11 protein-coding genes and 1 pseudogene are annotated in these 15,921 nt (G+C 63.4%); 10 read left to right on the top strand and 2 right to left on the bottom strand.

Features of this window, described 5'->3' with window-relative positions; genetic code table 11:
• Nucleotides 1-142 precede the first annotated feature (142 nt).
• From X756_RS142790 to X756_RS142815, 8 genes and pseudogenes are all read left to right on the top strand, one after another.
• A complete protein-coding gene (locus tag X756_RS142790; protein WP_023692792.1) occupies nt 143-952 on the top strand; it encodes a L,D-transpeptidase in 810 nt (269 codons plus the stop codon).
• Nucleotides 953-1,241: 289 nt separating this feature from the next.
• Complete coding sequence (locus X756_RS142795; RefSeq protein ID WP_023684556.1) at nt 1,242-1,442, top strand: hypothetical protein; 201 nt, start codon at nt 1,242-1,244, stop codon at nt 1,440-1,442.
• A gap of 809 nt (nt 1,443-2,251) precedes the next feature.
• A complete protein-coding gene (locus X756_RS01000000165890) occupies nt 2,252-3,187 on the top strand; it encodes an AraC family transcriptional regulator (protein ID WP_306413643.1) in 936 nt (311 codons plus the stop codon).
• Nucleotides 3,188-3,420: 233 nt separating this feature from the next.
• The gene (locus X756_RS142800; protein WP_023673694.1) at nt 3,421-3,840 is read left to right on the top strand and encodes a hypothetical protein; all 420 of its coding nucleotides are present in this window, start codon (nt 3,421-3,423) and stop codon (nt 3,838-3,840) included.
• A gap of 1 nt (nt 3,841) precedes the next feature.
• Nucleotides 3,842-7,713, top strand: a pseudogene (locus X756_RS01000000165885) (YadA-like family protein).
• A gap of 9 nt (nt 7,714-7,722) precedes the next feature.
• Nucleotides 7,723-8,298 carry an invasion associated locus B family protein gene (locus tag X756_RS142805; protein ID WP_023670757.1) on the top strand — a complete coding sequence of 192 codons (576 nt, stop codon included), beginning with the start codon at nt 7,723-7,725 and terminating at the stop codon, nt 8,296-8,298.
• A gap of 13 nt (nt 8,299-8,311) precedes the next feature.
• Complete coding sequence (locus X756_RS142810; protein ID WP_023687220.1) at nt 8,312-9,007, top strand: hypothetical protein; 696 nt, start codon at nt 8,312-8,314, stop codon at nt 9,005-9,007.
• Nucleotides 9,004-9,480: a DUF4189 domain-containing protein gene (locus X756_RS142815; RefSeq protein ID WP_023687219.1), complete on the top strand. Its 477-nt coding sequence runs from the start codon at nt 9,004-9,006 to the stop codon at nt 9,478-9,480. Before X756_RS142810 ends, X756_RS142815 begins: the two co-directional genes overlap by 4 nt.
• A gap of 4 nt (nt 9,481-9,484) precedes the next feature.
• Here X756_RS142815 and X756_RS142820 read toward each other — a convergent pair whose 3' ends face one another.
• Both X756_RS142820 and X756_RS142825 read right to left on the bottom strand, forming a co-directional pair.
• The gene (locus X756_RS142820; protein ID WP_023731014.1) at nt 9,485-10,354 is read right to left on the bottom strand and encodes an aldose 1-epimerase; all 870 of its coding nucleotides are present in this window, start codon (nt 10,352-10,354) and stop codon (nt 9,485-9,487) included.
• 71 nt (nt 10,355-10,425) lie between these two features.
• Complete coding sequence (locus tag X756_RS142825) at nt 10,426-11,970, bottom strand: helicase HerA-like C-terminal domain-containing protein (protein WP_023731013.1); 1,545 nt, start codon at nt 11,968-11,970, stop codon at nt 10,426-10,428.
• Nucleotides 11,971-12,318: 348 nt separating this feature from the next.
• On the opposite strand from X756_RS142825, the gene X756_RS142830 reads away from it, so the two are divergent.
• A complete protein-coding gene (locus X756_RS142830) occupies nt 12,319-13,761 on the top strand; it encodes a methylmalonyl-CoA mutase subunit beta (RefSeq protein WP_023731012.1) in 1,443 nt (480 codons plus the stop codon).
• Nucleotides 13,758-15,878: a methylmalonyl-CoA mutase gene (scpA, locus tag X756_RS142835; protein WP_023731011.1), complete on the top strand. Its 2,121-nt coding sequence runs from the start codon at nt 13,758-13,760 to the stop codon at nt 15,876-15,878. The genes X756_RS142830 and scpA overlap by 4 nt, the downstream gene beginning before the upstream one ends.
• The last annotated feature ends 43 nt before the right edge of the window (nt 15,879-15,921 follow it).

Raw genomic sequence — 15,921 nt, 5'->3', positions numbered from 1 at the left:
CGGTCACAGCTTCGCCTTTGTTTGTCCACCCTCAGGCCAGAATCGGAACCGCCTATCGCGTCAGGCATTGGGGGAGGCCGACCACTGCGCCGCTTGAAGGCATTCACGCTTTCTTGCGATTCGAGACTTAAAAAAGGCAACCATGTTGAAGACCGAAATCGACCCCTATCGCCTGAGCCGTCGCGGCTTTCTGAATGCTGCAGCCCTTGGCGCCGCTTCGATTGCGGTCTCCGCCTGCACCACCACCGGACCGGCGCCGGCGCCGGTCGAACCGCCACCGCCGACCTATGACGAGCCGCCGCTCGGCGACTATGCGACGATGTACGGCCCGATTTCCGACAGCGGGTTCGAGCTCCCGGCCATCCCGATCAAGAAGATGGACCCGCAGTTCCTGCGCCAGATCGTTCCCGATCCGACCGGCCAGCGGCCAGGCACCATCATCGTCGATACGACCAACCATTTCCTCTATCTGGTGCGCGAAGGCGGCCAGGCGATCCGTTACGGCGTCGGCCTCGGCCGCGCCGGCTTCGAATGGTCGGGAGACGCCGTCGTCCAGTGGAAGCAGAAATGGCCGAAATGGACGCCGCCCGATGAGATGGTTGCCCGCCAGCCTGAACTGGAAGAATACAGCGCCAAGAACGGCGGCATGCCCGGCGGCCTCAAGAACCCGCTCGGCGCCCGCGCGCTCTACCTGTTCCACGACAACGTCGACACGCTCTACCGCCTGCATGGCTCGCCGGAATGGAACTCGATCGGCAAATCCGTCTCGTCAGGCTGCGTGCGCCTGATAAATCAGGACATCATCGACCTCTACGACCGCGTGCCGTCGAAGAGCCCGGTCATCGTGACGTCCGACATCGGCCAGCCGATGGCGGCGAGCGCAAACCGCAGAGCCATCCCGATCGATGGCGGGGTGCCGGATGGCTCGGTCCTGCTCGGCCCGGTGACCTGATCGACTTCATCGATGCCATGAAGCGGCAGGTTCCGCTCCATGCGGCAAAGCTCGCCAGGATCCCGATAGCTTTACGCGAATGCCTGGGGTTCGCATCCAAGATGTGCAATGCCGGCAACAGGAGGCCAAAAAAGACGTCCAGACGAACCATGGAGCCGCTGCAATCGGGGCGGCCATGCCCTGTCAATCTCGACGCTGCTGTGTTTCGTTACCGATTGATGTATATTAGACGGGAGTATGATTGCAGAGACATACATTTCATTAGATCATTGATGGCGGGGGAACGCCGATGGTGGGATTTGATTTCGATAGTCCGCCTGCCGACGGCGCCGAGGCCAACCTGTCGGCCGAATGCGAGCGCCAATTGCTGCCGCTCGTCCGCGGAATTGTCGAGGCGGCGGTTGCCGCCGGGTGGAGCCAGGAAGACGTTCTTCTGGCCATGGTCGAGCTGTCCTGGGATCTGTACGAGAAACGCCGAGGCGATCTTTAGCAGGCCTGCGTGAGCCGGATAATTCCGTAGCGCCGGCCAAGCCAGGCCATGTTTTTCTCGCGCGAACTTTTTTCTTCACTTACAATGTTTTTTCTATCCACGGGATGCGCTACGCTGCCTTTGGGCAGGACTATGGGGGATACAAATTACCGTCCGGATTTCCGGGTTGGCTGTTTGCACGGCACGGAATTTCGATGGGCTGGCAAAGCGGCTGAGGCAAGGCTGAATGAAAAATGCGGGCGAGGTTCAGGAACGCAGCGCAGGCGCCGATCGGGTCGATCGGCACGCCCTCGGACATAATGCCCGAAAATGCCAATCCCAGAAGAGCAACCATGCGGGGGAGCGGGATATGCTCTGTCCGCAGCCCTGGATCGCTCCCGGAGGGTCGCCATCGCCGAAGTCGCCTACCTCGCGGGATTTTCGGATCAAGGCCATTTGGCCACCGCCATGAAGAAGCACAAGGGAAAGAAGCCATGATTCGGGCGATAACTGCTGCCGGATCGTCCGTGGCAATGACAGATAGTCGACCAGCTCTGTCAATGGCCGCGCGATCTATATTCGGAATACAACGCTGGATTGCGACGGCACACTATGCACAATAACTAGGCAAAATGGTAAGATAAGATCGGAAAATAGTCAGGTAGCCTTGGCTAAAAATTCAAACCTGTAAATTTATAGTCAAAATCCTGGTAAAATTTTCATTTGAGCTCAAATTCTTCTTTGCAATATAAAGCAGCATCTGTAGGATTCGAAGGAACGCCCAGGAGCAAACGTGAATTCTGGGCGCCTCGATACAGCACAGGATTGGATTGATCGGCGCAGCAGTGGCAGAGACGAAGATGCAACATAGAGGCAACGTCCAGGAAAGCGCCGGGACAGAGCGGCGGCGCGCGGATCGTCGCATCTTCGACGGAATTCCGGAAAGCGCGGGGCGCTACCTGGTCACGTTTCGAGGCGGCGCGGCACATGTCGTTCATGGGCCGGGATCACACACATTCAAAGCGGCGGAACATTTCGCTTCGGTTCTGCTTACACCCTCACCAGGGATTGCGGCATCGCTGGGCAGCGACAAAGTCCACGAATACGACGGCGACGTCGGCATGATCATGATCGTCCCAGCCGACCTCGGCGGCAAGGTGACCCGGTCATCCACCACGGAAAGCGTAATCGTGGCGCTCACCCCCGAGAGTCTCTTCGAGCTGGCAACGCGTGAATTCGACACCGGCCATGCCGAGCTTCAGCCGCCGCCGTACGGGACCGTCGACTTCCAAGCGCTGCAACTCGCGCAGTTGCTGAAGGCGGAACTGACGGATCGGGAAACTCCAAACGAGTTCTATATCGATTCGTTGGTCACCATGTTCGGCGTCCATTTGCTTCGGAACTACGCAGGAGCGCGAAAGTTGCCACAAGCCCCAAAGGGCGGTCTGTCTAACCGCAGCGCCCGGCGGGTGCGCGAATTCCTGGAGGTAAATTTTTCCAGCAAAATCGCGGTGGCCGAGCTGGCCGCACTCTGTGGCCTTTCGCCGAGCCATTTCATCCTGGCATTCACCAAGACCTTTGGCGAGCCGCCGCACAAATACCTGCTGCGGCTGCGTCTCGATTTCGCCGAAAAACTTCTCATCGAGAGCGACCTGTCGATTGCGGAAGTCGCTCATCTCAGTGGATTCTCGGACCAGAGCCACTTGACAGTCACCATGTCCAGATACCGGAACAGAACCCCCAGGCAGGTGAAGCTGCAACGTTAACGACTGTTGCGGCGCGCATGATTGTCCGCGGCGATACCTCGATTGATCTTCAGTATAGTCGAAGGTTGTGTGGCAGAGCAGTCACAGTTGTCGCGCAGGGACCAAATACCGGATTTTCCTACAAAGATTCCGGATTATTCCAAAATACCTGCACCGCGAATGTGCTCATGGTCGCGATTGAAGTCATTTGGGGCGGGGGAGCAACCAGATGATACAGCATGTCGGATTGTCCCATGGACATTCAATTCGCGGAAATCGAGGTCTTCGCGCCTAAGGCCGAAGCGGCCTGGGCTGCACTGCAACGCCAATACGCCAGCCGGATCAGCGCTGCGGAACTCGACCATCTCCTGGCCTGTTTCGTGCTTGGACTGACCTCTCCGGCTTGTGGTGAAGGCGATCCGGGATTTCATTTCGATCTCTGCCGCGCGCTGGTGGCGGTAAACCTGCCGCCGGAACGGACGGAGGCTGCACTGCATGCGGTTCCAGAACCGACGCAGCCATGGGTCGCGAGCGCCTATCAGCTGATTGAAAAACAAGGCGCGAAGGTCGGTCTCTCGTTGCGGGAGAAGACGCGCAATTTCGAAGATTTTTTGGCCACCGAGGCGAATGGTGCGGCACATCAGAGCGCCTCGGCAATTGCGAGGAAAAACTAGCATGACCAAACGCGTCGAGGGGCGGAGAAGGATCGAACTTTCTTCAAGCTTTGTCGGAAACTGGATCGCGGGCGCGGCCGACAGCCGCTCGGTGCGGCGCCGCCTGATGGCGGTGCTGCGCAACGCGTGCCGCGTGCTCGGCATGCGACGCAAATGTCTGGGGCTTGGCACGCTGGGCAGCGGCAGAATTGCGGCAGCGGCGCTGGGTGCAATCGCATTCGGGAGCATCGCCACCCCGGCGTCCGCGCAGTATGCCGCCGGCGGCGGCACCGCGACGGCCAGTGGCTCAGTCGCTATCGGCCCGGCCGCGACGGCCTCTCAGCTCAATGCTGTTGCGATCGGGACCCGGTCTGTCGGGTCAACGCAATACGCAGTGGCAATCGGCCAGGATGCGCAGGCCACAGGCACCGGCGGCGCGGTGGCGATCGGCGGCGGCGCGATTTCAAACAACATCAATACGGTAGCCATTGGCGTTCAGTCCGACGCCACTGCGGCCGGGGCCAGCGCACTGGGCACAAACTCCCACGCTTCGGGATCGAACTCCACCGCGGTCGGTGTCGGCGCCACGGCCAGCAACAATTATGCGTTCGCCACTGGCTACGGGTCGGTAGCCAGCGCCCAATACGCATACGCCATGGGCTATCAGTCCAGTGCTAGTGGCCTGCGCGGTATGGCGCTTGGATATCAAGCAACCCAGAGCGGAATCGATTCCCTTGCCCAAGGTACCAACGCCAATGCAGGCAGTCAAAACGCCATCGCGATAGGCTTCCAGTCGGTCGCGTCCGATATCAACTCTATCAATATCGGCGCGCGCACCGTTGCGGGGTCAGGGGCCTTGGCCCAAGGCGCCATCGCCCTTGGCACGGATGTCACAGCAAATCAGCAAAACGCCCTTGCCATTGGCGTCCTGACCAAAGCAACGGGAACGAACGCCGCAGCGGTGGGTAGAGGAGCCAGTGCATGGGGCAACCAGTCCATCGCATTCGGCACGGGCGCGCAGGCGGGCGTTCAGGCCAACACGGCTGTGCCCAACAGCATCGCGATCGGTACCAATTCGCTCTCTTCGGGCGCTTTCGCCACGGCGATGGGTGCTACCTCGGTTGCGAGTGGCTCCGCCAGCACAGCGATCGGCAACACGGCTGTCGCCAGCGGCGCGAACGCCTCCTCATTCGGGTCCGGCGCGAATGCGACGGGAGACAATTCTCTTGCCGCCGGTGTCAGCGCCGCCGCTAGCGGGATTGCCAGCACCGCGCTCGGCATCGGCTCCAAGGCCAGTGCCACCAACGCCGTGGCGATCGGTAATGCTGCGGTCGCCAATTCCGCCGACGCGGTTGCCATCGGCACGGCCGCGACGGCCACGGGCGGCAAGGCTGTCGCCATTGGCGCCGGCAACACGGCTTACGGCAACGGCGCGGTCTCCATCGGCGATCCGAGCTATGCCAGCGGCACCGGCGCCTTCACCGGCGGCGCCAACAACATCGCCAACAGCGACGGCACGGCAACCGCCACAGCCGCAAACCAGGCCGCAGGCGCGGTTGCCATCGGCAACAACAACAAGGCCGTCGGGCAAGGCTCCGTGGCGCTGGGCAATGGCTCGACGGCGGGTGCAGCCGGCCTTGCCGGCAATGTCGCGCTGGGCAACGGCGCGACGGCGACGGCAAGCTCCGGCGACGTAGCGCTCGGTTCGGGCTCGGTGACCGCGACGGCGGTCGGCACCAGCGGCGCGACGATCGGCGGCACGGCCTACAGCTTCGCCGGCACGACGCCGACGAGCACTGTCAGCGTCGGCGCGCTCGGCGCGGAGCGGACCATCACCAATGTCGCGGCGGGCCGGCTCAGCAACTCGTCGACCGACGCGATCAACGGCTCGCAGCTGTTTGCGACCAACCAGCAGGTGACGCAGAACACGGCGGCGATCGCCGCCAACACCGCCGACATCACCAATCTCGGCAACACGATCAACAGCATCAGCACCGGCGGCGGCATCAAGTATTTCCACGCCAATTCGACGCTGGCGGATTCGCAGGCGCTGGGGACGGATTCCGTTGCCATCGGCCCGAATGCCGTGGCCAACAATGCCGGCGACGTGGCGATCGGCGCGAATGCGGTGTCGACCGTGACGACGGCGGTCGGCGGCACCACGATCGGCGGCGTTGCCTACACCTTCGCCGGAACCACGCCGGCGGGAGCGTTTTCGGTCGGCTCGGTGGGCGCGGAACGCCAGATCCAGAATGTCGCGGCCGGGCAGTTGAGCGGCTCCTCGACCGACGCGGTCAATGGTTCGCAGCTGTTTGCGACCAACCAGCAGGTGACGCAGAACACGACCGACATTGCCGCCAACACGGCTGACATCACCAATCTCGGCAATTCGATCAGCAACATTACCGGCGACACCTCGCTGGCCTACACCGACGCCAATGGCGACGGCATACGCTATGTGCGCACCAACGACCGGACGCTCGCCGTCGCGGACTCCTTCGCGCAAGGGATCGGCTCGTCCGCCCTCGGCTACCAGGCGACCGCGAGCGCCGACAATGCGCTGGCGCTCGGCCGCGACACCCAGGCCAGCGTCATCGGCGGCGTGGCGCTCGGCGCCGGCTCGGTTTCGGACCGGGCGGTCGCGCCCGTCTCGGGATCGATCCTCTCCGGCACCGGCCTCATTCCCTACAACACCGCGGACATGAGCCTGCTCGGCGCCGTCTCGGTCGGCACCTCCACCTCCTATCGCCAGATCATCAACGTGGCCGACGGCACGCAGGACCAGGACGCGGTCACGCTTCGCCAGTTGAAGGGCGCGCTGAGCTCGTTCGCGGTGACGGGGAGCCTGTACTTCCACGCCAATTCGACGGCCGCGGATTCGCTTGCGGTCGGCGTCGATTCAGTTGCGGTCGGTCCGCGCACCACCGTCAATGGCGACAACGGCANATCGGCATCGGCAATGGCGCCATCGTGCAGCAGACGGCGCCGGGAGGCATTGCGATCGGCCAGAATTCGACGGTCAACCAGGCCGACAGCATCGCCCTCGGCACCAACGCGACCACCAACGGAGCGCAGGCGGTGGCGCTCGGCGCCGGCGCAAAGGCCAACGAGCCGGGCAGCGTCGCGCTCGGCGCGGGCTCGACGACGGCGGCGGCGGTCGCCACCACCGGCACCACGATCAACGGCGTTGCCTATACCTTCGCCGGAACAGCTCCGACGAGCACGGTCAGCGTCGGCACCGTCGGCAACGAGCGCACCGTCACCAATGTCGCGGCGGGCCGGATCAGCGGCACCTCCACCGACGCCATCAACGGCAGCCAGCTCTTCGCCACCAACCAGGCGGTCGAAGCCATGCAGGGTAGCGTCGGCGACCTCAACCAGTTCGCCGTCCAGTACGACAAGGACGGGAACGGCAACAAGTCCAACTCGATTACCCTTGCCGGCGGCGACCCGAACACGCCGGTGGTCATCCACAATGTCGGGCCGGGCGTTGCCAACACCGATGCGGTCAATGTTCAGCAGTTCAACAGCGGGTTAGCACTCAACCTGGACAATTCGAAGAACTACACCAACCAGGTGGCGGCCACCACGCTGCAGCAAGCCAATGCGTATGCGGACTCCAAACTCAGCCAGCTCAACATGGACATGGGAGAGGTCAGGGGCGAGGCGCGCCAGGCTGCGGCAATCGGCTTGGCGGCCGGCTCGCTGCGCTACGACGATCGTCCCGGCAAGCTGAGCGTGGCCGCCGGCGGAGGCTATTGGCGCGGTGAAGGCGCCCTGGCCTTCGGCGCCGGCTACACCAGCGAGGAAGGACGTGTTCGAGCGAACCTGTCCGGTACGACGGCAGGCGGACACTGGGGTGTCGGCGCGGGCGTCAGCCTTACGCTGAACTAGAGCCCGGCCATGATCAGGCAGGCAGTCCTTGCTGTCGCGATATCCATGACGTCAATGCTCCTGTCCGGCCCGTTAGCGGCCGGGCAGGAAGCGATCCCTTCCGGCTACAGGGTAAAACCTTCCGACGTAGCGATCCCTGCGGATGCGAAGCTTGGCGAATATCAACGGACCACCCGTCCGTTCGAGAACTGGACGCTGATCTGCGACGAGAACCTGAAGGCGCGCCAAAAGGTCTGCAATGTCACCCAGATCATCGAGGACCAGGCAGGACAGGTTGCGTTCAGCTGGTCGCTTGCCGCCACCAAGGAAGGCAACCCCTACATGATCTTGCGCGCCCCGCCGATCGCCAAGAGCGACGCTCCTGTCTCGCTGACGTTCGAGGGGCGCAAGGAGCCGATAAAAATTCAACTCGACGGATGCAATCAGGCCGTCTGCGTCGGCATGCTGCCGGTTGGTCCGATCATGCGCGAACAGATTTCGAAGGCCGCGGCATCCGTCATCTCCTTTCCGACCACGGATGGCAGAACGATCAACGTAACCGCAACCCTCAAGGGCTTGGCCGCGGCCGTTGCGGCGATCAATTGACGAGGCAATCGCGATGAACCAGCAATCGATCCATGACCGGATAATGTCCCGCAACCAGGGAAAGGGTGCTGTCCGGGTCGGCATCGAAGACCGGAGCAGACCGCAACGAAACCGGGCGAAGACCGCTGTCTTCTCGTTGCTCGCCATTGCCGTCGTCGCCACGGCCGGCTTCGCGGCCATGCGCTACGACCTGCTCCACAATCTATTGCCGCAGCCGGCGGTCGCGGAGACCAACCAGCCCAATCCGGCTCTGGCCGAAACGCCGTTTCTGCAGCATGCCAAAGAGGCAGGCTTGCAGTCTTGTTCCAACATTTTCCCGGCCCTTGGGCAGATGCTGACGACCGGCACGACGTACAGCGTCCAGTCGATCTGGAACAACGAGGCCCCCGACAAACACCTCGTGGAAGCCCTGGTCGGCATGAACTACGCCACGCAGGGCTACAGCGGCCCGGCGGCAGGCTTGGTGTTCGCAGCACCCACCGCATCCGTTTGCGAAGGTACGATGGTCAGGGTGGCGCCATTCGCGGCCAATTGCGCCGATGTTCCGGCCCTGCTTCCGAAAGACAGCAAGCTCGCCAACAATCTTGGACAAATCAGCGTCTATGAACTCGCCAATGGAGGGGGCAACGCGATGCTGCTGCCGACCGGCAACAGCTGCGTCGTCATTTCCGTGGCCTCGGCAGCAGGAAAACAAGGAGGCGTACAATGAGGGTGAATTCCGCCATTGCGGCGATCGGCATGCTGTTGCTTTGCGCCGGGCGGCTGGGCGCGGCGGACCTAGCCCCGGCGGCGGACGTGCCCGAGCCGCCGGCCCAGGAGGAGAGAGGCATCTGGGCTGCGATCGCCTATTCGAGCCCCGACGAGAAGCACGGCTTCTTTTGGGGCGCCGACAAGCGGCAGGAGGCGATGGACATCGCGCTGAAGCATTGCCAGAACGCCGGCGGCGGCAGCTGCGCCGTGGTCAGCGTATTCCGCAATCATCGCCATTGGGATGACGACGACAATACCGGCTTTCCCTACAAGCATTGCGGCGCCCTCGCCGTAGGCGAGAAGCCGGAAGGGCGGCTGACCAGTTGGGGCGCCGAGACGGCGCAAACACGCCGGGATGCCGAAGACCTGACACTGCAGGCTTGCGAGCGGAACGGACAAAAATGCAAGATCCGCGAGTGGGTGTGCACATGACGCATCAGAGCGAAGCAGCGGAACGCCAATCGAGGCGCATGTTTGCGCTCAGTGTAGCGCCGTGCTCAAGCGGGGTCAGCCCTTTGCCGTGATGCGCATCGACGGTATGCGACACCGGCTCGAAGCAGAAGAAATCGGCATCCTGCGACGGCGAATAGAGGATGAAGACGTCGAGCAATGGCGAGGCGGTGAGCGAGATGGCGATCCTGTCCTCGGGCCGGGTGATCCTGGCGCGGCGGTCCCAGCCGTCGAAGGCGTTGTTGACCCAGCTTCGCGGCAACAGGGAGGCGTTCGAGAAATTCCACGCGGGGTAATCGGCCACCGGCGCCACGCCGACCGGCAGATGATGCTTGTCCTCCAGCCAGACCCGCGCCGCCTTCGCCTCGAGCGTCGTTCCGGCGCTGCGCGGGAACCACGGATGAAAGCCGAGCCCGTAAGGCAGGCGAATGCCGGTGCGATTCTCCACCGTGAGCGTGGCATCCAAGGCCCCGTCATGCAGCGCATAGGCGACCCGCGCCGTATATCGGTAGGGGCCGATTTCACCGGCTTCGAGGACCAGTTCTGCCTCGGTGGCGCTGTGGCTGGCAATCCGCCACTCCCTCTGGAAGCCGTCGCCATGGATTGGAAAGGCCTCCCCCGGCACGTTCGGCTCGATCGCATGGAAGCGGCCGTCGAAGGCGAAACCGCCGCCTGAGATGCGGTTCGACCAAGGAACCAGAAGTTGGCAGCCGGAGGCGCCGGTGCCATCGTCAGAGCGAAGCAGCGGCACCGTTGCGCCGCAGACCAGTGCGTCGAAGCGGGCGATCGCCGCGCCCTTTTGCGGCGCCAGGACCAGACGGGCGCGGTCGTCGCGCAGTTCCAGGAGGCCGGCCACCCCTCACCAACCGCCGTCGATAGCGATGTTCTGGCCGCTGATCATGTCCGAGGCGGGCTGGCTGACACTTTTCACCGCCCCCTGGACAGGCTGCCCAGAATCCCGCGCACGATCGCGCGGCCGACCGACGAGCCGACCGAGCGCACCACCGCTTTGATCGCGGCTTCGGCCACCGTCTGGCGGTTGGACGGGCGCGGCGCCGGGGCGCGGCGACCGCCTGATTGCGGCGGCGGCGGATCGTCATTGCCGAAGCCCGGAATAGTCCAGCGCGAGCGGCCAGTGTCGGCCTGCTGCGCCTGCTCGTCCTGCGCATCCCTGGCTTTCTTCTGCAGCATCTCGAAGGCCGATTCGCGGTCGATGGTCTGGTCGTACTGGCCGGCGACCGGGCTCTGGTCGATCAGCTTGCGGCGCTCGTCCGCCGTGATCGGGCCAAGCCTGGACGACGGCGGCCGGATCAATGTCCGCTGCACCATGGACGGCACGCCCTTGACCTCCAGCGTCGAGACCAGCGCCTCGCCGGTGCCGAGCTGGGTGATGGCGGTGGCGCAGTCGAAATCGGGATTGGGCCGGAAGGTGTCGGCGGCGGTCTTGACCGCCTGCTGCTCACGCGGCGTATAGGCGCGCAGCGCGTGCTGCACACGGTTGCCGAGCTGGGCGAGAACCTTTTCAGGGATATCCAAGGGGTTCTGCGTAACGAAATAGACGCCGACGCCCTTGGAGCGGATCAAGCGAACCACCTGCTCAACGCGGTCGATCAGCACCTTCGGCGCCTCGTCGAAAAGCAGATGCGCCTCGTCGAAGAAGAACACCAGCTTCGGCCTGTCGGGATCGCCGACCTCGGGCAATTCCTCGAACAGCTCCGACATCAGCCAGAGCAGGAAGGTGGCGTAGAGCCTGGGGTTCATCATCAGCCTGTCGGCAGCGAGCACGCTGATGGCGCCGCGGCCGTCGCGGGTAGTGCGCATGATGTCGGCGATGCGCAAAGCCGGTTCGCCGAAGAAATGCGCCGCGCCCTGCTGTTCCAGCACCAGAAGCGTGCGCTGGATTGCGCCGACCGACGGCTTGGTGACATTGCCGTAGCGCCAGCTGATCTCGTCGGCGCGCTCGGCGATGTTGGCCAGCAGCGCCTGCAGATCCTTCATGTCGAGCAGCAGCAGGCCGTCCTCATCGGCGATGCGGAAGGCGATGTTCATGATGCCTTCCTGCGCTTCGGAGAGGTTCATCAGCCGCGACAGAAGCAGCGGCCCCATTTCCGAGACGGTGGCGCGGATCGGATGGCCCTGCTCGCCGAACAGGTCCCAGAAGATGACCGGGAATTCCTGGAAGTCATAGGGATCGAGCTTGACCTGCTCGGCCCGCTTGACCAGGAAATCCTGCGCCTTGCCCATCATGGCGATGCCGGACAGGTCGCCCTTGATATCGGCGCAGAACACAGGCACGCCGGCATTGGAAAACCCCTCGGCCAGGATCTGCAGGCTGACCGTCTTGCCGGTGCCGGTGGCGCCGGTGATCAGGCCATGGCGGTTCCCATATTGCAGCAAGAGCTGTTCGGCGCGCTGATAGCTGTCGTCGGGTTTGCGGCTGGCGCCGAGGAAAATGCTGGTGTCGTCAGCCATATGGCCATGTCTCCGCAACTGATGTGTTAAAAGCCTGTGGCCTTGCCGCAGGGTATAGTCAGGCCATTGCGCAGCGACAATGCTATTCTCCAATTGGGCTATCCATCCAGTTGGCTATTCATCCAGATTGGGCCAATCGTCTAAATTGAACCAATCCTCCAAATCGGTTTTTGGAACTTGCGGATTTTGCCGCTGTTTGGCAATCGTTCATGGTTCGTCCACGTAGGCTGCCCTATATCCAGGACATCAAATCCAGCCGTCGCAGGCGCATTGCATTGCGATATCGGGCAGGGAACCGTAGACTGGACCGCTGAGGTTGGTGCGGCCGCATAAAAACGAGGAGCATGGATGGGCGCCGGAGCCTTGACCAGGAGTGTCGAACCCGCTGACGTCGAGCGCCAGCGTTGGCTGGCCTTGGCCGAAAAGGCGCTCGCCGGCGCCTCCTTCGAGGAAAAACTGGTCTCGCATACCGACGATCAGATTCGCATCGAACCGCTCTACGATCGCGCCGGCGGCGCCGAGCCGCTTGTGCGCGCCAACCCCAAATTGCCCTGGATCGTCAGCCAGCGCATTGACGATCCCGATATCGGCCGCGCCAAGGCGCAGGCCTTGGACGATGTGGCACAAGGCGCGACGGGATTGTCGCTTGTCTTCGAAGGTGCTCCGAATGCGTTCGGCTATGGCCTGCCAAGGACGGCGCAGGCGCTGGAGACGGTGCTGGACGGCGTACCGCTCAACCGCACGCAGATCCGCATCGACGCCCATCCCTGGAGCCGTGCCGTCGCCGACTGGCTGGTGGCGTTTCTGAGCAAGCGCCGCTCCGACCCGGCAAAACTGAACCTCTCATTCGGCATCGACCCGGCGGCAATCTTTGCCGGAACCGGCCGGCTTCGCATGTCGATCGAGGCGTTGCAGGCATCGATGCCGCAATCGCTGGCGCATTTCTTCTCGCTGGGCGTGCCGGGTGTGCTGCTGGAGGCCGACGGGCGGGTGTTCCACAATGCCGGCGCCACGGAGGCGCAGGAACTCGGCACCATGCTCGCTTCCGCCGTCTCCTACCTCAGGATGTTCGAGGATGCGCGCCAGCCGCTTGTCTATGCCGCCCCCCATATCGGCTTTGCGCTGAGCGTCGACCAGGACCAGTTCCTGTCGATGGCCAAGGTCCGGGCGTTGCGCAGGCTGTGGGCGCGCATCCAGGAAACCTGTTCCATCCCGGCATCGACAGCCAACATCCATGCCGAGACGTCGTTCCGCATGATGACGGCGGCGGATCCCGAAACCAACATCCTGCGCACCACCATCGCCAGCTTTGCAGCGGCAGCAGGCGGCGCGGACTCGATCTCCATCCTGCCACACGCCATCGCCCTCGGGCTGCCGGCCGGCTTTGCCCGCCGCATCGCCCGCAATGCGCAGTTGATCATGGCCAATGAAAGCCATATCGACCATGTCGCCGACCCAGCATTTGGGTCGGGCGCAGTCGAGGCGCTGACCCTGGGCCTGTGCGAAGCGGCGTGGGAAGAGTTCCAGCGGATCGAAGCGGAAGGCGGCGTTCTGGCAAGCCTGCAGCAAGGGCATATCCAGAAGCGCGTGAAGGCAGCATCCGAGCGCCGCGCCGAGGCCTACCGGTCGGGTGAACGGGCAATCATCGGCACCACGCTTTACCCGCTGAAAAACGATGCCCCGGTCGAGACGCTGGCGGCTGAGCGGCGGCCGCCTTTCACAGAGGGCGTGGCGGTGTGCGAGGCGCTGTTTCCCGTCCGCATCGACCAGGCAATCGGAGCCGCACAGTGATCCCGGATTTCAGCCACATTGGCTGGTCGGCGCCACGGCGCGCGCCGGTCGAGGTCAAGGGCCAGCGGCTGACGCCGGAAGGTATTGCCGTCAAGCATCTCTACGGCCAGGGCGATCTCAAGGGGCTGCCGCATCTCGACACCTATCCGGGAATGCCGCCCTTCGTACGCGGTCCCTATCCGACTATGTATGTCCAGCAGCCGTGGACGATCCGGCAATATGCCGGCTTCTCGACGGCCGAGGAATCCAACGCCTTCTACCGGCGCAATCTCGCCGCCGGCCAAAAGGGCCTTTCGGTCGCTTTCGATCTGCCCACCCATCGCGGCTATGACAGCGACCATCCGCGCGTTGCCGGCGATGTCGGCATGGCGGGCGTGGCCATCGATTCCATCCTCGACATGCGCCAGCTGTTCGACGGCATCCCGCTCGACGAAATGACGGTGTCGATGACCATGAACGGCGCGGTGCTGCCGATCATGGCGCTCTATATCGTTGCGGCCGAAGAACAAGGAGTTGCGCAGAAGGATCTCGCCGGCACCATTCAGAACGACATTCTGAAAGAGTTCATGGTCCGCAACACCTACATCTATCCGCCGAAGCCCTCGATGCGGATCGTGTCTGACATCTTCTCCTATACCTCCCAGCACATGCCGAAGTTCAATTCGATCTCGATCTCCGGCTATCACATGCAGGAGGCCGGCGCGACCGCGGACCTGGAGCTCGCCTACACCATCGCCGACGGCATCGAATATGCCCGCGCCGGCGTCGCCGCCGGGCTCGATATCGACCGTTTCGCCCCGCGGCTTTCCTTCTTCTGGGCGATCGGCATGAACTTCTTCATGGAGATCGCCAAGCTCCGGGCGGCGCGCCTGTTGTGGGCGACCCTGATGCAGAAGAATTTTGCACCGAAGGACGAACGCTCGCTGTCGCTGCGCACCCATTGCCAGACCTCCGGCTGGTCGCTGACGGCGCAGGACCCCTACAACAACATCACCCGCACCATGATCGAGGCGATGGCGGCGACGCAGGGACACACCCAGTCGCTGCACACCAACTCCTTCGACGAGGCGATGGCGCTGCCGACCGACCACTCGGCCCGCATCGCCCGCAACACGCAGCTGATCCTGCAAAAGGAATCCGGCACCACCCGCATCATCGATCCGTGGGGCGGCTCGGCCTATATCGAACGGCTGACGCACGATCTGGCGGCGCGTGCGCTCGCCCACATCGAAGAGGTCGAGGCGCTTGGCGGCATGGCGGCGGCAACCGAACAGGGCGTTCCAAAACTGCGCATCGAGGAAGCGGCGGCGCGCACGCAGGCGCGCATCGATTCCGGCGAACAGATGCTGATTGGCGTCAATGCGCATCGCCCGGAGAACGATAGCGAGGTCGACGTGCTGAAGATCGACAATGCCGAGGTCAAGGCCCGGCAATTGTCGAAGCTGCAGAACCTGAAAGGCACGCGCAATGTCGGCGCGGTCGAGAGCGCGCTCGATGCGCTGACCCGCGCTGCGCAGGGTAACGAAAACCTTCTGGAATTTGCCATCCGCGCCGCGCGCGCCAATGCCACGGTCGGCGAGATCTCGCTGGCGCTCGAAAAGGTGTTTGGCCGTCACGTCGCCTCGGTGCAAACGATCTCCGGCGTTTATCGCAATGCGCTTGGCGACAATCTGACGGTCAACCGATTGCTGGAGAAGCTCGAAGCTTTCGAGAAGAAGTCCAGCGGCAAGCCGCGCATCCTGGTCGCAAAGATGGGACAGGACGGCCACGACCGTGGCCAGAAGGTGATCGCCACGGCCTTCGCCGATCTCGGCTTCGACGTGACGGTCGGCGCGATGTTCCAGACACCCGAGGAGATCGCCAGGCTGGCGGTGGCGCAGGACGTCCATATCATCGGCGCCTCGTCGCTGGCGGCGGGGCACCTGACACTGATCCCCGAATTGCGTGATGCGCTGAAGAAACTCGGACACGCCGACATGCTGATCGTCGCCGGCGGCGTCATCCCGCCGCAGGACTATGACGCGGTGCTGGAAGCTGGCGCCGCGGAGATCTTCCCGCCAGGCACGGTTATTCCAGAGGCTGCGGATCGGTTGCTGGACCGGCTGCTGGCGGGCTGATTGAAACAGTTGCACTGCTTATCAAAGTTGCGTTACAATATCG

This window comes from Mesorhizobium sp. LNJC405B00 (assembly GCF_000502615.1).
Lineage (GTDB): Bacteria > Pseudomonadota > Alphaproteobacteria > Rhizobiales > Rhizobiaceae > Mesorhizobium.
This window is presented reverse-complemented; position numbering and strand designations above follow the sequence as displayed.